Below are 16,808 nucleotides of genomic sequence, written 5' to 3'. Positions count from 1 at the left end.
GTGTCAGACCTTCTCGACCTTGACGGCGTGCGCCATGTGGTGGGGCAGCTCGACCTGCTCGTGGCCCGGAATCACGATGTTGACGCCGCCGTGGTCGGTGGCCTCGACGGTGACGCGGGCGTTGGGCACCACGCCGGCGTCCTTGAGGCGGGCGATCAGGTCGGCGTCACCCTGGACGTGCTCGGTGAGCTGGCGCACCACGACCGCGACCGGCATGCCGGACGGCAGTTCGGTCAGCCGGACCAGGCTCACCTGATCGGCGCCGGGGAAGCCGGCCAGCCCGAGTTCGGACAGGCCGGGGATCGGGTTGCCGAACGGCGAGGTGGTCGGATTGTCCAGCACCTGGATGAGCCGGCGTTCGACGTCCTCGCTCATCACGTGCTCCCAGCGACACGCCTCGGCGTGCACTTCCTCCCACGGCAGGCCGATGACGTCGACCAGCAGCCGCTCGGCCAGCCGGTGCTTGCGCATCACGGCGACAGCCAACTGGCGGCCCTTGTCGGTGAGCTCGAGATGGCGGTCACCGGCCACCTGGAGCAGGCCGTCGCGCTCCATCCGCGAGACCGTCTGGCTGACCGTCGGTCCGCTCTGATCGAGCCGCTCGGCGATACGGGCGCGCAGGGGCACCACGCCCTCTTCCTCGAGGTCGTAGATCGTCCGCAGATACATCTCGGTGGTGTCGACCAGATCATTCATTTCGCGCAGCCCTCCGTCCTGCGAAAGTCTACCGTTCCCAGGGCCTGCGCAGCGGTGCATCATCGCGCCGACACGCGCCGCAGGGGCAGCGACGGGTCCGCCGGTTGCCGGCGGACCCGTGGCTGCGTCTTCGAGATTTCGGCCGGTTACCGGCCGGCGAACTAGCTGGCGTAGGAGCGCAGCCGGTCGGCGCGCTCGCCGTTGCGCAGCTTGGACATCACCTCGCGCTCGATCTGGCGCACCCGCTCACGTGACAGACCGAACAGCTTGCCGATCTGATCGAGGGTGCGGGGCTGGCCGTCGTCGAGCCCGAACCGCAGCCGGATGACCTGTTGCTCACGCTCGTCGAGCGTCGCCAGCACGTGCCGGATGTCGGTGTGCAGCAGTTCGGAGATCACCGCGTTCTCCGCCGACATCGCCTCGGCGTCCTCGATGAAGTCACCGAGCGGCGCCTCCTCGTCGCTGCCGACCGGCATGTCCAGGCTCACCGGGTCGCGGCTGTGCTCGAGCAGATCGGCGATCTTCTCGGCGGGGATGCCCGATTCCTCGGCCAGTTCCTCGTCGGTGGCCTCACGTCCGAGGTTCTGGTGCATCTCACGCTTGATCCGGGCCAGCTTGTTGACCTGCTCGACGAGATGGACGGGCAGCCGGATGGTGCGGCTCTGATCGGCCATGCCGCGGGTGATCGCCTGCCGGATCCACCAGGTGGCGTACGTCGAGAACTTGAATCCCTTGGCGTAGTCGAACTTCTCCATCGCCCGGATCAGGCCGAGGTTGCCCTCCTGGATCAGGTCCAGCAGCGGCATGCCGCGCCCGGTGTAGCGCTTGGCCAGCGACACCACCAGTCGCAGGTTGGCCTCCAGCAGGTGCCTGCGGGCCGCCTCGCCGTCGCGGACCACCGCGGCGAGGTCGCGCTTGCGCGCGTCGCCGAGCCGCTTCTTGGTCTCGAGCAGATGCCGGGCGTACAGGCCGGCCTCGATGCGTTTGGCCAACTCCACCTCGTCCGCGGCATTCAGCAGCGCAGTCTTGCCGATGCCGTTGAGGTACACGCGCACGAGGTCGGCGGCTGGGCTCTGAGCGTCCAGATCGCTCTCGATGCGGCTAAAGGTGGCATTTGCCATGACGGCCTCCTGCTCGGCTAGAACTGTCATGAGCTTTAACGCCCAAGTGCCGCTAGTAGTTCCCGCCCCCCTGCCGCTTCACACCTTTTGATCAGGGCTTTTTCGGTGAAGACCTGAGAATGTCCTGAGGATTGGAAGCGTCGGGAGCTCAGCGCGGGACGTCGTATCCGGACTCCGCGGAATCCGGTTGCGGCGCCGAGGGCGGCCGGTATTCCAGCGCCGGCCGCTCGGCGGTGGGGAACAGCGGGATGCGCCGCCCGGGCGCGTAGCGGCGGGGTTCCTCGGCGCGGCGCGGCGGGCGGTCGTTGGCGATGAGGACGGCCATCCACGGCAGCGGCACGGACACCAGGATGATGGCCAGCGACACCAGGCCGTTCTCCCAGATGTCGTAGGCGACCGCCGCGAGGATCAGCGCCGGGATCCGGAACGCCATCAGCGAGAGGTACTTGCGCACGCGGGCGCGGTGTTGGTCTTCGTAGGCCGGTGCGGCGCGGGTGATCAGCACGGGCCGACCCTCGTCGTCGAAACCCAGCTCCTGGCCGTGTTTCATACTTCCACTCTGGCACAGCCGGGTGCCGCTGCGCTCGTGGGATTTCTTACCGATCCATTGCCAGGCACAATGGTCACATGCAGACCGACACCATCGAGCGCACCGAGACCGACGAACAGGTCGACGACGGCACCGACAGTGACCGGCCGAAGTTCTTCCACTACGTGAAGAAGGACAGGATCGCCGAGAGCGCCGTCATGGGCACCCATGTCGTCGCCCTGTGCGGCGAGGTGTTCCCGGTCACCCGCAGTGCCAAGCCCGGTTCCCCGGTCTGCCCGGACTGCAAGCGCATCTTCGAGCAGCTCAAGACCTAATCGGCGGGCCGCGGTGCGGCCACGCCCGGATCGGCTGCGGGCGGCGTGACCGCGGGCTTCGCGACGGCGACGGTAGCCGTGGAGTTGATCGACTCGGCCTTCTCTCCCAACCAGCCGCGGAGCCGGTGGGCGTGGGTCACCGGCGCCGGCCACTCCTCTTCGATGGCGGCGTTGAGTTCGGCGCCGATCATGATGGCGAATCCGAGGAAGAACGCGAACAGCAGGAACGCGATCGGGGTGGCGAGCGCACCGTAGGTGTAGCCGGTGCTGGTGATGTACGTCAGGTACACCCGCAGGCCCAGAGTCGCGATCAAGAACACCACCGTGGCCAGCGCCGCCCCGAGCAGGAGCCGGTGCGACGGCAGCGGTTTCGGCAGCGACACCCGGTAGAGCAGGTTCACCGCGATCATCAGGCTCAGGAACAGCAGCGGCCAATACCCGTACCGCAGTACGTGGTCCCAGCTGTCGGGGATGTACTGCGCGATCTTCTGCGGGCCGAGCGCCAGCAGCGGCGCGGTCGCGATCGCCAGCACCAGCGCCACCACGTAGAGGCCCAGCGCGTAGAACCGTTGGCGCACCGGGTGTCGCAGCGGCGTCTGATCGTGTGCCTCGACGATCGAGTCGACGAACGCCGACACCGCCGACGAGCCGGCCCACAGCGAGATGACGAAGCCGACCGACACCACCTCGCCCCGTGCGCCCGCGACGATGTCGCGCACCGTCGGCTCGATGATCTCGTTGACGACGTTCGGCGAGAAGAAGCTGTTCGCGGTCCCGATGATCTGGTCCTGGATCGCGGGCAGCGTCTCCGCGCCGAACAGCGGGGCGATGTAGGCCAGGCTGCCGAGCATCCCAAGCAGCAGCGGCGGCAGGGACAGCGCGCACCAGAAGGCCGCCTGGGCCGACTCCGAGAAAATCGAGTCGTCCCAACTCTTCGACAAAGTGCGTCGGGTGGTTCGCCAGATGTGATGACGCGACGGGGGGATCGGAGCCGGCTGGTCAGTCATGACCAGACCAGCATTACCGAAGAAATGCGCTACTGCCCATAAGCGGTGCTCGTCGGAGTGGCCCTACGAGTCCGACGGGCTCACTTCGATGATCGCGGCAAGCTCGACCAACTTGGCCTCGTGCTCGTTGGCGTGGTGCTGACAGAACAGCAGCTCGGAACCCGAAGGCAGCTTCGCGCGCACTCGGGCGGCGGCACCGCAGCGATCGCAGCGATCAGCCCGGGTGAGTTCGGGACTGGTCAGAGTTGCGGTCATGGCTCCTCCGTTTCTAGCCGGCGCGGTGCGGGATCATGCCCTACCGCGTATCTCTACTGTGTCAGACGTATTCGGTTCCGGCCTTGTTCCCCGGGGGTTCACCGGTGTGTCGTGTCTCACGTCACCCCGTGTTGCCAGGAGGGCACGCTAGTCGTATGTACCCAGATTCATCGCGGAAACCACCCGCGGGAACGCCTTTGCTGGTGCACCTCTGCCCGGCCGCGGACTGGCAGGTCGCGCTGGATCGCGCGGAACACCGCCCCCCGTCGCTCGACGCGGTGGGCTTCGTGCACCTGTCCGCACCGGGCCAGGTGCACCTGCCGGCCAACCGGCTCTACGCCGGGCGCACCGATCTGGTGCTGCTGCACATCGACCCCGCGCTGCTGTCGGCGGAGGTGCGATGGGAGCCGGGCGTGCCCACCGACCCCGGCGGCATGCTGTTCCCCCACCTGTACGGACCGCTGCCGGTCGCGGCGGTGCTGCGGGTCACGCCCTACCCGCCGGGCGATGACGGGGTGTTCCCGGCTGTCGTGGAGCCGATGTAGGCGTCGGCCTCCACCTCGACGAGGAGTTCGGGCGCGATGAGCGCCGACACCTCGACCATCGTGGTGACCGGGCGGATGTCGCCGAAGAATTCGGCGTGCACGGCGCCGACCTCGCGCCAGCACGAGATGTCGGTGACGTACATCCGGGTGCGCACCACGTCGGACAGCGTCGCGTCCACCTCGGCCAGCGCCGCGGCGATCCGCCGCAGCGCATCCCTGGTCTGTGCCGCGGCGCCGGAACCCACGCCGGTGGTGCCCGCCACCACGACCATGCGGCCGGCACGCACGGCCCGCGAGTAGCCGACCGCGGCCTCGTACTCCGAACCCGAACCGACCGCGATGCGGTCGGGCGTCACACAGGCACCGCCTCGATGATCGACAGCGGGGTGACGGTGTCGACGACCCGCTGAAGGCGGAAGCCGGACCGGGCGAGGAGATTCGCGTACTCCGCTCTGGTGCGCTCCTTGCCGCCGGCGGTGACGAGCATCTCGAGGTCGAGCATCAGGCCGATGAACGACGACGGCCGTTCCGGCAGCACCATCTCCAGCAGGAGCAGCTTGCCGCCGTCGGCGATCGACGTGCGGATGGTGCGCAGGATGCGCACGGCGTCGTCGTCGCACCAGTCGTGAATGATGTTCTTCATCACGTAGACGTCGCCGCCGTCGGGCACCGACTCCATGAACGATCCGCCCGCCGTCGTGGTGCGCTCGGCGACGCCTGCCGCCGCGAGTGTCGGCCCTGCGTTCTCCACCACCGAGGGCTGGTCGAAGAGCACGCCCCTGGCGTCGGGCGCACTGCGCAGGATGGTCGACAGCAGCGCGCCGTGCCCGCCGCCCACGTCGACCACCAGCTTCGAGCCGGTGAAGTCGTAACAACTCAGCGCGGCCTCGTCGGTCAGCCCGCTGGTGGCCGTCATCGCCCGGTTGAACACCTCGGCGAACTCCGGGTTCACGGCGAGGAAGTCCCACACGGGCATGCCGCGCAGCATCTCGGTGGCGGTCTGTCCGGTGCGCACGGAGTGCTCCAGGTTGCCCCAGTCCTCCCAGCGCATCGGGTGCCCGATGAACAGCACCATGTCGCGCAGCGAGCCGTCGGAGTCGGAGCGCAGCGCGTCGCCGACGCGGGTCAGTGCGAACCGGCCGTCGCGGCGCTGTGTGAGCACACCCTTGCCGGCGAGCGCCCGCATCAGCCGGTAGACGGACTCCGGGTGGGCGCCGATCCGTTTGGCGACGTCGTTCGCGTGGGCGGGTCCACTCGCCAGCTGATCGGGGATGCCGAGTTTCGCCGCCGTGTAGAGCGCCGCCGTCGTCCACGCGCCGGTGGCCAGTTCGAGCATCGCGATGTTGCCCGGCACGGTGGACCGGTGCAGCCGCTGCAGGCCGGCGCGTACCTTGTCGACCGCGGCGATCAGCCGTGCCGGTGGGGCTTTGAAAGACTTCTCGGGCACATGGCCGGACTTTACCGGCGAGGCCGCAAGTCGAGTAGTCGACTACTCGAACCACACCGGTGACGCGGTCATACGCTGCGCCCGTGGAGCCCACGACGGATACCGGCAGGTGCACGGTGTTGCGGGAGAAGTTGCGCGCACCCGAGCCGGCCGGCCTGGTCCGCGACCGGCTGACGGCACCGGCCGCGACCACGATGGTGGTGGCGCCGGCCGGGTGCGGGAAGACCACCTTGCTGTCGCATCTGGCGGCCGCGGCGCAGGTGCCCGTGGGGTGGTACGGCGTCACCGAGGACGACACCGGCGAGAACCGGTTCGTCGCACATCTGGCCGGTGCGCTCGGCGGGTTGGTGGACATCGACGACGCGGCCACGACGGACGGACTGCTCGCGGCTCTCGACCGGTGGACGGATCCGGGTGCGGTGCTGTTCCTCGACGACGTGCACGCGATCGCCGGCTCGGCGGCCGAGCGGGCACTGGAGCAGTTCCTGGCGCTGCGGCCCCGCCGTCTGCGGGTCGTCTGCGCGTCGCGGCGCACTCCGGACGTCAACGTCCCGCGGTTGCGGGTGTCCGGGTCGCTCGGCGAGATCGGCGGTGACGACCTGCGGTTCCGCACATCGGAGATCGAGGAGTTGTTCGCCGCGGTGTACGGCTGCCCCCTGCGGCCGGACGCCGCCACCGCCCTGGCCCGCAGCACCGGCGGATGGGCCGCCGCGCTGTGGCTGTTCCAGTTGGCCACCGCGCAGCGCAGCGCCACCGATCGGCACCGGGCCGTCGCGCACCTCGGCGGGCGGTGCCGATTCGTCCGGTCCTACCTGACGCGCAACGTCCTGGATCAGCTGTCCGCCGAACGCCGCGAATTCCTGCTCCGCACCGCGCCTTTGAAGCGGATGTCCGGCGAGGTCTGCGACGCCCTGCTCGGCGCCACCGGCAGCCACCGCATCCTGGCCGAACTCGAAGCGGCGCAACTGTTCACGTCGACCGACGACGGCGGCCGGCACTTCCGCTATCACGAGGTGCTGCGCACACATCTCGAACTGGCCCTCGTCGAGGAGTACGGCGTGGCCGAGGCGCGGCAGTGGTACCGGCGCTGCGCGCAGGTGTCACGGCTGGCGAAGACCGTCGAATCCAACGAATTGAGCACGGCGGCAACGACGGTCGATGTGCCTGTGCCGGAGTGGGGGCGTGGCCGGGAACCGGCCGGGGCCGCGAGTGCGCCGGCCGTGATTGTTCGATGCTTCGGCGAGTTCGGAATCGAGGCGGGCGGGCGGGCCGTCGCGCTGGACGCCCTGCGGCCGCGGGCGCGTCGCGTGCTGCAGATCCTGGCCCTGGCGCCGGGCCGCGACCACCGCTGCGAGTACCTCGAGGACCTGCTGTGGCCCGGGGTGCCGCACTCCGTGGCGGCGCACCGATTGCAGGTGTCAGTGTCGAGTGCGCGTCGCCTGCTGGTCGACAACGGCGTGAGTGTGGACCGGCGCGGCGAGGCTTACCGGCTGTGTCTGCCCGAGTCCGCAGCGGTCGACGCCGTGGCGTTCGCCGACACCGTGGCGAGGGCGGGCAGGCTGGCGGCGCGCGGTGACGTCGCCGGCCGGATGGCGGCGCGCCGGGCGGCCCTCGACCTGTACACCGGTGACCTGCTACCGGAGCTGACCGGCATGGCGCACATCGAGGAGGAGCGGGACCGGTTGCGGCACAAGGCCGCCGCGGTGGCCGCGGCGCTGGCCGCCGACCACCTGACGCTCGGTGAGCATGACCGGGCGCTCGCCGCGGCCGAGCGTTCGGTGCAGCTCGAACCCGAGCAGGACACCGGCTGGCTGGTGCTTGCCGACCTGCACGCCGAACTCGGCGACGCGGGGTCGGCCGAGTATGTGCGCCGCGAACACGCGCGGATCCGCGCGGAACTCGGGGTGCCGACGCTCGTGCGCCGCGGCCGGTCGGCCGGGGCCGGTCAGATCAGGCCCTCGCGCACCGCGTAGGCGACGGCGTGTGACCGGTTGCGCAGCTGCAGCCGGGTGGTGATGCCGTGCAGCACGTTCTTCACGGTGCGCTGGCTGTAGCACAGCGTGCGGGCGATCTCGTCGGTGTCGAGGCCGTCGGCGATCAGGCGCAGCACGTCGGCCTCGCGCTGCGAGAGCTTGTCGAACCGCCGCATGACCGGCTGCCGCGTCATCCCGCCCACCCGGCCGGGCACATCTCGGGGGAGGACGCCGCGGCCGGCAGCGACCTCGGCCACCGTGCGCACGAGGACATCGGATGTCGCTTCTGCGCGTCGCAGCACGCCGCTCACACCGGCCTGCACCGCCGTCGTCACGGTCTGTTCGTCGACGGCGCCCAGGAGCAGAAGGGTGTGCCGCACACCGGCTTTGCGCAGCGAGTGAACAATCCGGACGGTCGCGCCGTCCAGCACATCGGCGACGGCGATCGCGACCTCGGCGCCCTGCAGGCGCGCGGAGTCGACGACCGCGATCTCGGCCCTCGGGCGGAGTTGACTGACGACGCCGGCCTCGAGGATCGGATCATCGGCGTACACGTAGGTGGTCACTGGTCGCGTCATTGCGGACTTCCTCCCGGTCGTTCGTATGGGAGGAAGTATCCGCACGGGCCTCAACAACGGCTCAACGCCGGAACCGGCATCGGTCCTGTCCGCGCGGATAGCAAATCCTCACCGATCGCCAGCGGAATGTGGCTCGTCGTCGATTCCGGGTTCGTGCCGACATCGCAATCATCGGAGACAGACAAAGACAACACATCAGGAGGTCGACATGAACATCACGGGTCGTAGGGCACATCGCTGGATCTCGCCGGTCATCGGCGCCGCAGCAATCGGATTGCTGGCGGTCATCCCGACCGCGGGCGCCGAACCCCGCGAGTGGGACATCGGGGACTTCGACAGCTGCGAACGTAATCAGCCGCCGAGCACCACCGTCGAGGAGTACATCGAGCACGTGCAGTGGTGCTGCTACAGGTCCGGCGGTGATTGGAACGCAGCGACCAGCATGTGCGGCGCTCCGCCGGCCGCGGACTCGCCGATCCGCAGGCCCGGGGGAATCCTCATCCCCGATCAGGTCCTGGTCGAGAACGGCGCACCCAAGAACCCCGGTCCGTCGGTGCCCACGGGTGGGGCGGTCGAGTAGCGCAGTTCCACCACCCCCGGCTTCCAGGTTGGTGGCGGCGCGACGTCTAGTCGAGGTAGTCGCGCAACACCTGAGAGCGACTGGGGTGACGCAACTTCGACATCGTCTTGCTCTCGATCTGGCGGATGCGCTCGCGCGTCACGCCGTAGACCTGGCCGATCTCGTCGAGGGTACGGGGCTGACCGTCGGTGAGCCCGAACCGCAGCCGGACGACGCCCGCCTCGCGCTCGGAGAGCGTCTCCAGCACCGACTGCAGCTGATCCTGCAGCAGCGTGAAGCTCACCGCGTCGACGGCGACGACGGCCTCGGAGTCCTCGATGAAGTCGCCGAGCTGGCTGTCGCCCTCGTCGCCGATGGTCTGGTCCAGCGAGATCGGCTCACGCGCGTACTGCTGGATCTCCAGCACCTTCTCCGGCGTGATGTCCATCTCCTTGGCCAGCTCTTCGGGCGTGGGCTCGCGGCCCAGGTCCTGAAGCAGCTCGCGCTGGATGCGGCCGAGTTTGTTGATGACCTCGACCATGTGCACCGGGATGCGGATGGTGCGCGCCTGGTCGGCCATCGCCCTGGTGATGGCCTGGCGGATCCACCACGTCGCGTAGGTCGAGAACTTGTAACCCTTGGTGTAGTCGAACTTCTCCACCGCGCGGATCAGGCCGAGGTTGCCCTCCTGGATGAGGTCCAGGAACGCCATCCCGCGGCCGGTGTAGCGCTTGGCCAGCGAGACCACCAGGCGCAGGTTCGCCTCGAGCAGGTGGTTCTTGGCCCGGTCGCCGTCACGGCAGATCCACTGCATGTCGCGGCGCTGCTGCACGGGCAGCTTCTCGCCCTTGTCGGCGAGCTCGGTCAGCTTCTGCGTGGCGAACAGGCCGGCCTCGATGCGCTTGGCGAGTTCGACCTCCTCCTCCGCGTTGAGCAGCGCGACCTTGCCGATCTGCTTGAGGTAGGCGCGTACGGAGTCGGCCGAGGCGGTGAGTTCGGCGTCCTTGCGGGCCTGCCGCAGCGCCTCGGATTCCTCTTCGTCCCAGACGAAGTCGCCGGAGGCCTTGTCCTTCTCGGACGGCTCGGAGATCTCTTCCTCTTCGACGGGCGCGGCCGTCTCGACCTTGGGGGCCACCGCGGGGGTCTTCGCCGCGTCGGCTACCGCGACGGGTTCGTCGTCGTCGGTGTCCAGGTCGTCGAGGTCGATCTCGGGCTCGTCGATCGTCGCGAGGTCCTCGCCGGGCTCCTCGACGTCGTCGGTGGTCTCCAGGTCGGTGTCCTCGACGAGGCTCTCCTCGCCGGCACCGGCCTCGGGGGCGGTCGACTTCTTCGCGCGCGTCTTGGCGGGTCCCTTGGCCGGCTTGGCGCCGGCCCGGGCCTTGGGTGCCGCGCCGTTCTCGGCCTTGGCCGCGCGGGCGGGGGCCTTGGCGGCCGCCCGCTTGGCGGGCGCCGCTCCGTTGGCGGTCTTCGCCGGGGCTCTCTTTGCGGGAGTCTTGGTGGCGGTGCGCTTCACCGGCTCGTCGGTTGCCGGGCTTGCCTTGGTCGCTGCCACGTACACCCTTTCGGTCGTGCGTACTCCGGTCTGCGCAGGCGTGCGCCACCGAAAGCGTCTGCTATGTCGAATGCGGCGTTGTATCTGCTACTGGGGATTACCCGCCGCTATTCGGTAGGCGGCCGCCTCGACCATTGTAACGACAGTGTGTGGTAACGCCGCCTCGAGCGGCAAATCCGGCAGGCCCGCGCGTGTCCGGCGAAAAGTTACTTGGCAGTAGTGGTGACGTCGACCGCCGCCGCCATCGCGGCGCCGACGATGCCCGCGGTGTTCTGCAGTGTGGCCGCCACCACAGGGGTGCGGTTCTTCAGCAGCGGGATCCACTTGTCCGCTTTGCGGCTGATGCCGCCGCCGGCGATGAACAGGTCGGGCCAGATCGCGTTCTCGATCGCGATCAGCACCCGGGTGACCTCCTCGGACCACCGCTCGTAACTCCAGTCCTTGCGTTCCTTGACCGAGGACGCGGCCCGGTGTTCGGCTTCCTTGCCGCCCACCTCGAGGTGGCCGAACTCGGTGTTCGGCAGCAGGGCGCCGTTGTGGATCACCGCGGACCCGATGCCGGTGCCGAAGGTCAGCAAGACGATGACGCCCGTGTTGTCGCGGCCGGCGCCGAACCGCTCCTCGGCCAGCCCGGCCGCGTCGGCGTCGTTGAGCACAGTGATCGACTGACCGCCGAGTTCGGCCGCGATGGCCTCGCGGGCGTTCGTGCCGATCCAGGCCTTGTCCACGTTGGCCGCGGTCCGGACGATGCCGTCGGTCACCACGCCCGGGTAGGTGACGCCCAGGTTCTCGGTCCAGCCGAACTCGCGGACGACGGCGGCGATGGTCTTGGCCACCGCATCGGGGGTGGCGGGTTGCGGGGTGGCCAGCTTGAAGCGTTCGCCGATCAGCGCTCCGGTGTCGAGGTCGACCACGCCGCCCTTGACCCCGCTGCCGCCCACGTCGATCCCGAATCCCCGGCGCTGCGCATCGCCACCGCCGTCCGGGTCGGCGACGGGGGACTCAGTGGCGGTCATGGGCGCTCCTTCAGCACACGGCCGGCGGGAACCCGGCAAGCGTCTCGCGTCCCACACACTAACGGCTCGACCATGCTCCCGCGTGACTGTCGGGCAACCGGTCAGCGACATTCCGCGCCGAAAGTGGTGCGATGGCGCAGTGACCGAAATCGACAGTGACCCGGGGACGCTGCGCGCGGTGGCCGACCAGTTGGCCGACGAGGCCGCGGCATTCGTCCGGCGGCGCCGGGCCGAGGTGTTCGGGGCGGCCGCGAGCCCGTCGGACGGCGGTGCGGTGCGTTCGAAGAGCAGCCGCACGGACCCGGTGACGATCGTCGACACCGAGACCGAGCGGTTGCTGCGCGAGCGGCTGGCCGTGCTGCGGCCCGGTGAACACGTGCTGGGCGAGGAGGAGGGCGGCGCCGCCGGGGTCCGTGCCGGACGCATCACCTGGGTGCTCGACCCCATCGACGGCACGGTGAACTTCGTCTACGGCATCCCGGCGTACGCGGTGTCGGTCGCCGCCCAGCTCGACGGCGAGTCGGTGGCGGGCGCCGTCGCCGACGTGGCGGCCGGCGCGGTGTACTCCGCGGCGCGCGGCCACGGGGCGCAGGTCCGCGACGGCGCCGGGACCCGTCCCCTGCGGTGCAGCGACGCCGACGAGCTGGCCATGGCGCTGCTGGGCACCGGCTTCGGCTATGCCCCGCAGCGGCGGCGGGAGCAGGCCGAGATCCTGACCCGCGTGCTGCCGCTGGTGCGTGACATGCGGCGGATCGGTTCGTGCGCCCTTGACCTGTGCATGGTCGCCGACGGCCGGCTCGACGCCTACTACGAGGACGGCGTCAACGTGTGGGACTGGGCGGCGGGCGCGTTGATCGCCGCCGAGGCAGGCGCCCGGCTGGCGCTGCCGCCGCCCGACGGCGGGGTGGGCGGGGCCGGCCTGGTCGTCGCCGCCGCGCCCGGGGTGGCCGACGAGCTGGTGGATGTGCTGGGCCGGGCGGGGCTGGGCTGAGGCCGCCGGTCAGCAGCCGGTGCTGTGGATCTTCTCGACCAGCGTCGGATCGGCGGCCGCGGTCGCGTCCGGGCGCAGACTGGCCAGCACCGCCTCGATGTTGTCGCTGGCGTTCAGCTCGCTGAACTCGGTGCCGATCGCCAGATCCACCACCGCGTCCGGGCGCTCGTCCTCGAAAAGCTCGGCACAGGGCGCCACCAGCCACACCGCCGCCGCGGCGGCCCGGCCGGAGGGCCCGAACCGGATCTGGCCGTGGCAGTTCAGCCGGGTGCTCGCGTAGACGGCGTCGTTGGCGGCCTCGGGCTGGGCGAAGCCGAGGTCGCGCAGCTCGCCGGCCACCTCGGCGGCCTGCCCGCCCTGGCCGCTGGCGTTGAGGACGCGGATCCGGGTGTCGGCCAGCTTGGCCGGCGCGACGTCGGTCATGTCGGCGGTCGACACCTGGGTGCCCAGGGGTGGCGGCGTGGGTTCGCCGGGCGCCGGGGCGGGTGGCCGGTTGCACACCGCCGCCTGGGCGACATCGGTGGACTGGTTCAGCGCGATCGACCACACCACCATCGTCACCACCGCCAGCGCTGTCAGCGTGATCATCGCGGGCAGGAAATTGCGGCGCCGGAACGGCCGACCGTGCTTGTCGAAGGCCGTGCCCTCGGTGATGTGGGAAACCACGTCTAGCACTCTAAGGCCTGGTGGAGCGAAGGTTGCTTGCGGCGCCGGGGCTCCCGACGGAGCATTGTGATGTAAATCACACTGGAACCTGTGGCAGTGCGGGCACGAATCGTTTGGGGAATGCGTTCGACGCTGGTACAAAGCACTGCTGCAAGGATTGATGGAGGGGACGAGGACGATGGCTACCGACTATGACGCTCCACGCCGCACGGAGACGGACGACGTCTCCGAAGATTCGCTCGAGGAGCTGAAGGCGCGGCGCAACGAAGCCCAGTCGGCCGTCGTCGACGTCGACGAGTCCGAATCGGCCGAGTCGTTCGAATTGCCCGGCGCCGACCTGTCCGGTGAGGAACTCTCGGTGCGGGTCATCCCGAAGCAGGCCGACGAGTTCACCTGTTCGAGTTGTTTCCTCGTGCATCACCGCAGCCGGCTGGCCAGCGAGAAGAACGGCATGATGATCTGCAGCGACTGCGCTGCCTGACGTCGTCTCAGTCCTGTCGCAGCGCGGCGAGCACCCGATCCGGGTGGCGCGTGCTGATCAACCAGTACGGCGTCGGGTCGTCCGGGTCGTCGAGCACCAGCAGAACCATCGGGCCTACCCACGCCCGGTGGACGACGTAGGCCGCCGGGTCGAGCTGGCGGCCGAGCGCCGCCGACTTCGCCGACCGCGGCACCTCCGCGGACCGGGCGACGACTCCGACCGGCAGGTGCGCCTCGTTGACCCACAGTTCGGGACCGGCTTCGGGAGTCGCACCGGGTCCGGGCGACACCACCCGCAGCTCCGACCTGCTGAACCACACCAGCACCGCGGCGGCGACCGGCAGCAGCACCGCGAAGGGCAGCCAGACGGGCAGACTTCGGACGCCCAGGGTCACCTCGTACGCGATCAGCGCACCGAGCCCGAGCCCGGGCAGCCACCACCACCACGGCACCCACAACCGCTCGCGGTAGCGCACCGTTTGTGTGGTCGCGCGCGTGTCTGACACGCGGGCCAGAGTAATCTGTGACGTCGTGTCCACCACTCTGGCGGTTGTACGCCTGGACCCCGACCTGCCGATGCCGAGCCGAGCCCATGACGGCGACGCCGGCGTCGACCTGTTCAGCGCCCAGGACGTCGAACTGGCCCCCGGCCAGCGCGCACTCGTACCCACCGGCGTCGCCGTCGCCATCCCGCACGGGATGGTCGGGCTGGTGCACCCGCGCTCGGGTCTTGCTGCGCGCGTGGGACTTTCGATCGTCAACAGTCCCGGTACGGTCGATGCCGGCTACCGCGGCGAGATCAAGGTGGCACTGATCAACACCGATCTGCAGACCCCCATCGTCGTGCGCCGCGGCGACCGGATCGCCCAACTGCTGGTGCAGCGGGTGGAGTTACCCGATCTGGTCGAGGTGGCGTCGTTCGACGAGGCCGGTCTGGCAGGCACCACCCGTGGCGAAGGCGGCCACGGTTCCTCCGGCGGACATGCGAGTTTGTGATGGCATTCGGTAAACGTAAGAACACGGGCGACACCGGGCAGGAGACCTCGGAGGCCGCGGCGGCCGCCGAGGCCGCCGAGGCGGACCTCGAGGGCCCCTTCGACATCGACGACTTCGACGATCCGGCCGTCGCGGCGCAGGGAAGGCTCGACCTCGGGTCGGTGCTGATCCCGATGCCCGCCGCCGGCCAGGTGCAGGTGGAGCTCAACGAGGGCGGCGTGCCGAGCGCGGTGTGGGTGGTCACGCCGAACGGGCGGTTCACCGTCGCCGCGTACGCCGCGCCGAAGACCACGGGACTGTGGCGTGAGGTCGCCGGCGAGCTGGCCGATTCGCTGCGCAAGGACTCCACCGACGTGCGCATCCAGGACGGTCCGTGGGGTCGCGAGGTGATCGGCGCGGCCGGCGGCGGGGTCGTCCGGTTCATCGGGGTCGACGGTTACCGCTGGATGATCCGCTGCGTCGTGAACGGGGTCGCCGAGTCGGTGGACGCGCTCGCCGAGGAGGCGCGCACCGCTCTGCGCGACACCGTGGTCCGTCGCGGCGACACACCGCTGCCGGTGCGCACCCCGCTGCCGATCCAGCTGCCCGAGCCGATGGCCGCACAGCTGCGCGCGGCGGCCGCCGCCCAGGCGGGCGGACAGCAGCCTCCGGCCACCGAGGCCGAGGAGCAGCAGCAGCCGCCGCCCGAGCCGGTCGCACGGCGCAGCGCCCAGGGCTCGGCGATGCAGCAGCTGCGCACCATCACCGGCGGCTAGGTTCTCTCGCGAATTCGGCGCGCAAACGATCGCCCAGCGAACGTCAGCGCGCCCAGATCACGCTTCTAGCAGCGCGGCGACGCAGGCCGCGCCCAGCACCGCCGGGTCGGCGCCCATCTCGTCGAGGGTGACCGTCCGCAACGCCGCCCGCGGCGCCGCCGACACCCACTCGAAGCCGACCTCGACCGGATGCACCGGGTCGTCGGTGGCCGCGGCCACCCCCATCGGCGCCGCCAGCCGCTCGAGTTGCGGACACGTCGGCGCGACGTAGCGGGCCGCCTCGTCCATCGCCTCGGGCAGATCCGGCCACTGACCCACCCATGACCGGGTCAGCTCGTCGGCCAGCCAGGCCGGGCTCGACGCGCGCATCTGCGCGGTGGCCGCGGCCAGTCCGTCGCGGCGCAGCACATGCGCGGAATGACGGGCCGTGGCCGCGGCGGGCGCCGTCTCGGGGGAGCCGGTCCACGGCGGCAGTGCGGCGAGCACAGCCAGCGCGAGGCCCGGGTTATCCAGCGCCCACGCGGCGGCGACCGCCGCACCGATGGACACCCCGCCGACCGCGATCGGGCCCGAGCACGCCGCGTCGTCCAGTGCCTCGCGGTAGCCGTCGACGAGCCGATCCGGTCGAGGTAGCGGCGTCACCACGACCGCGCCGACCCCGTGCAGGGCTGCGGAGAACGCCCGGTAGACGTAGTCGTCGTCGGATCCGGTGCCCGCCAGCAGCACCGTCGTCACCCCGCGCAGATCGACCGCCATTCCACGATCGTGCCGGGTGCGTCAAGCACGTCGCGCACCGGCTCACACCGCTTGTCGCAACGTCGGCGTGGCGCTGTGCACCCCACATGGCAAAAGGGAACGCAGGGGTCTACCGTGGCGTTGGATTGGGTAGACCCAGAGTGGATCTGCATTAGTCAGGAGAGACCATGGCCACCGCCGAAGGGTATTTGCGCCGGCTCACCCGACGGCTGACGGAGGACCCCGAGCAACTCGACGTCGAGGAACTCTCCGATGAGGCTGCCGGCACCGGCGCGCAGAAGGTCATCGACTGTCAGCGCGGTCAGGAAGTGACGATGGTGGGCACGCTGCGCAGCGTCGAGGCCAACTCGAAGAACTGTGCAGGTGGCGTCCGCGCGGAACTGTTCGACGGCACCGACTCGGTGATGCTGGTCTGGCTCGGCCAGCGCCGCATCCCCGGCATCGAGTCCGGCCGCACCCTGCGGGTGCACGGCCGCATCGGCAAGCTGGAGAACGGCGTCAAGGCGTTGTACAACCCGCACTACGAAATCCAGAAGTGAGCACGGAGATCC

At 70.0% G+C, this 16,808-nt stretch carries 22 protein-coding genes; 9 read left to right on the top strand and 13 right to left on the bottom strand.

Annotated elements, in window-relative coordinates; translation table 11 throughout:
- Positions 1 to 3 precede the first annotated feature (3 nt).
- The 3 genes from O6P37_RS22490 to O6P37_RS22480 form a co-directional block, all read right to left on the bottom strand.
- Complete coding sequence (locus O6P37_RS22490) at positions 4 to 696, bottom strand: metal-dependent transcriptional regulator (protein WP_264015311.1); 693 nt, start codon at positions 694 to 696, stop codon at positions 4 to 6.
- Positions 697 to 857: 161 nt separating this feature from the next.
- Positions 858 to 1,847 (bottom strand): sigma-70 family RNA polymerase sigma factor, encoded by a 990-nt coding sequence (locus tag O6P37_RS22485; RefSeq protein WP_269896164.1) that lies wholly within the window; start codon positions 1,845 to 1,847, stop codon positions 858 to 860.
- A 118-nt stretch (positions 1,848 to 1,965) separates the two neighbouring features.
- A complete protein-coding gene (locus tag O6P37_RS22480) occupies positions 1,966 to 2,367 on the bottom strand; it encodes a DUF3099 domain-containing protein (RefSeq protein WP_269896163.1) in 402 nt (133 codons plus the stop codon).
- Positions 2,368 to 2,444: 77 nt separating this feature from the next.
- On the opposite strand from O6P37_RS22480, the gene O6P37_RS22475 reads away from it, so the two are divergent.
- Complete coding sequence (locus O6P37_RS22475; RefSeq protein WP_269896162.1) at positions 2,445 to 2,681, top strand: DUF3039 domain-containing protein; 237 nt, start codon at positions 2,445 to 2,447, stop codon at positions 2,679 to 2,681.
- Here the strand turns inward: O6P37_RS22475 and O6P37_RS22470 are convergent.
- The gene (locus tag O6P37_RS22470; protein WP_269896161.1) at positions 2,678 to 3,688 is read right to left on the bottom strand and encodes a YihY/virulence factor BrkB family protein; all 1,011 of its coding nucleotides are present in this window, start codon (positions 3,686 to 3,688) and stop codon (positions 2,678 to 2,680) included. The genes O6P37_RS22475 and O6P37_RS22470 overlap by 4 nt on opposite strands.
- Before the next feature lie 63 nt (positions 3,689 to 3,751).
- Entirely contained in the window at positions 3,752 to 3,943 is a 192-nt protein-coding gene (locus tag O6P37_RS22465) for a DUF7455 domain-containing protein (protein ID WP_264015306.1), read from the bottom strand.
- A 155-nt stretch (positions 3,944 to 4,098) separates the two neighbouring features.
- Between O6P37_RS22465 and O6P37_RS22460 the strand changes: the two genes are divergently transcribed.
- Positions 4,099 to 4,488, top strand: a complete 390-nt coding sequence (locus tag O6P37_RS22460; RefSeq protein ID WP_269896160.1) for a DUF952 domain-containing protein — start codon at positions 4,099 to 4,101, stop codon at positions 4,486 to 4,488.
- Here O6P37_RS22460 and O6P37_RS22455 read toward each other — a convergent pair.
- On the bottom strand, positions 4,437 to 4,844 hold the full coding sequence (locus O6P37_RS22455; protein WP_269896159.1) for a Rid family hydrolase: 408 nt from the start codon (positions 4,842 to 4,844) through the stop codon (positions 4,437 to 4,439). The two genes, O6P37_RS22460 and O6P37_RS22455, sit on opposite strands and share 52 nt — an antisense overlap.
- Positions 4,841 to 5,935 carry a methyltransferase gene (locus O6P37_RS22450; protein ID WP_269896158.1) on the bottom strand — a complete coding sequence of 365 codons (1,095 nt, stop codon included), beginning with the start codon at positions 5,933 to 5,935 and terminating at the stop codon, positions 4,841 to 4,843. The genes O6P37_RS22455 and O6P37_RS22450 overlap by 4 nt, the downstream gene beginning before the upstream one ends.
- 83 nt (positions 5,936 to 6,018) lie before the next feature.
- Here O6P37_RS22450 and O6P37_RS22445 point away from each other — a divergent pair, with 83 nt between their 5' ends.
- Positions 6,019 to 7,908, top strand: coding sequence for a BTAD domain-containing putative transcriptional regulator (locus O6P37_RS22445; RefSeq protein ID WP_269896157.1), 1,890 nt, complete (start codon positions 6,019 to 6,021; stop codon positions 7,906 to 7,908).
- Here O6P37_RS22445 and O6P37_RS22440 read toward each other — a convergent pair.
- On the bottom strand, positions 7,881 to 8,486 hold the full coding sequence (locus O6P37_RS22440; RefSeq protein WP_269896156.1) for a helix-turn-helix transcriptional regulator: 606 nt from the start codon (positions 8,484 to 8,486) through the stop codon (positions 7,881 to 7,883). The genes O6P37_RS22445 and O6P37_RS22440 overlap by 28 nt on opposite strands.
- A gap of 208 nt (positions 8,487 to 8,694) precedes the next feature.
- Here O6P37_RS22440 and O6P37_RS22435 point away from each other — a divergent pair, with 208 nt between their 5' ends.
- Positions 8,695 to 9,066 (top strand): hypothetical protein, encoded by a 372-nt coding sequence (locus O6P37_RS22435; protein WP_269896155.1) that lies wholly within the window; start codon positions 8,695 to 8,697, stop codon positions 9,064 to 9,066.
- A gap of 46 nt (positions 9,067 to 9,112) precedes the next feature.
- Here the strand turns inward: O6P37_RS22435 and O6P37_RS22430 are convergent, their stop codons facing one another.
- Positions 9,113 to 10,597, bottom strand: a complete 1,485-nt coding sequence (locus O6P37_RS22430; protein WP_269896154.1) for an RNA polymerase sigma factor — start codon at positions 10,595 to 10,597, stop codon at positions 9,113 to 9,115.
- A 206-nt stretch (positions 10,598 to 10,803) separates the two neighbouring features.
- Positions 10,804 to 11,613 (bottom strand): polyphosphate--glucose phosphotransferase, encoded by an 810-nt coding sequence (ppgK, locus tag O6P37_RS22425; RefSeq protein WP_269896153.1) that lies wholly within the window; start codon positions 11,611 to 11,613, stop codon positions 10,804 to 10,806.
- Positions 11,614 to 11,752: 139 nt separating this feature from the next.
- On the opposite strand from ppgK, the gene O6P37_RS22420 reads away from it, so the two are divergent.
- Complete coding sequence (locus O6P37_RS22420; RefSeq protein ID WP_264015298.1) at positions 11,753 to 12,604, top strand: inositol monophosphatase family protein; 852 nt, start codon at positions 11,753 to 11,755, stop codon at positions 12,602 to 12,604.
- Between the two features lie 9 nt (positions 12,605 to 12,613).
- On the opposite strand, the gene cei is transcribed toward O6P37_RS22420, so the two are convergent.
- Positions 12,614 to 13,270 (bottom strand): envelope integrity protein Cei, encoded by a 657-nt coding sequence (gene cei, locus O6P37_RS22415; RefSeq protein ID WP_269896152.1) that lies wholly within the window; start codon positions 13,268 to 13,270, stop codon positions 12,614 to 12,616.
- A gap of 178 nt (positions 13,271 to 13,448) precedes the next feature.
- Here cei and O6P37_RS22410 point away from each other — a divergent pair, with 178 nt between their 5' ends.
- On the top strand, positions 13,449 to 13,751 hold the full coding sequence (locus tag O6P37_RS22410) for a DUF4193 domain-containing protein (RefSeq protein ID WP_090344025.1): 303 nt from the start codon (positions 13,449 to 13,451) through the stop codon (positions 13,749 to 13,751).
- Between the two features lie 7 nt (positions 13,752 to 13,758).
- Here O6P37_RS22410 and O6P37_RS22405 read toward each other — a convergent pair whose 3' ends face one another.
- Positions 13,759 to 14,256 (bottom strand): DUF3093 domain-containing protein, encoded by a 498-nt coding sequence (locus tag O6P37_RS22405; protein ID WP_269896151.1) that lies wholly within the window; start codon positions 14,254 to 14,256, stop codon positions 13,759 to 13,761.
- 25 nt (positions 14,257 to 14,281) lie between these two features.
- On the opposite strand from O6P37_RS22405, the gene dut reads away from it, so the two are divergent.
- Both dut and O6P37_RS22395 read left to right on the top strand, forming a co-directional pair.
- Positions 14,282 to 14,746 (top strand): dUTP diphosphatase, encoded by a 465-nt coding sequence (gene dut / locus O6P37_RS22400; protein WP_269896150.1) that lies wholly within the window; start codon positions 14,282 to 14,284, stop codon positions 14,744 to 14,746.
- Positions 14,746 to 15,501 carry a DUF3710 domain-containing protein gene (locus O6P37_RS22395; RefSeq protein ID WP_269896149.1) on the top strand — a complete coding sequence of 252 codons (756 nt, stop codon included), beginning with the start codon at positions 14,746 to 14,748 and terminating at the stop codon, positions 15,499 to 15,501. The genes dut and O6P37_RS22395 overlap by 1 nt, the downstream gene beginning before the upstream one ends.
- Positions 15,502 to 15,558: 57 nt before the next feature.
- Here O6P37_RS22395 and O6P37_RS22390 read toward each other — a convergent pair whose 3' ends face one another.
- On the bottom strand, positions 15,559 to 16,257 hold the full coding sequence (locus O6P37_RS22390; protein ID WP_269896148.1) for an alpha/beta hydrolase: 699 nt from the start codon (positions 16,255 to 16,257) through the stop codon (positions 15,559 to 15,561).
- Positions 16,258 to 16,424: 167 nt separating this feature from the next.
- Between O6P37_RS22390 and O6P37_RS22385 the strand changes: the two genes are divergently transcribed.
- On the top strand, positions 16,425 to 16,796 hold the full coding sequence (locus O6P37_RS22385; RefSeq protein WP_269896147.1) for an OB-fold nucleic acid binding domain-containing protein: 372 nt from the start codon (positions 16,425 to 16,427) through the stop codon (positions 16,794 to 16,796).
- The last annotated feature ends 12 nt before the right edge of the window (positions 16,797 to 16,808 follow it).

This window comes from Mycobacterium hippophais, assembly GCF_027529605.1.
Lineage (GTDB): Bacteria > Actinomycetota > Actinomycetes > Mycobacteriales > Mycobacteriaceae > Mycobacterium > Mycobacterium arseniciresistens.
The sequence above is the reverse complement of the archived record's forward strand: the minus strand, read 5'-3'. Positions and strand labels throughout refer to the sequence as shown.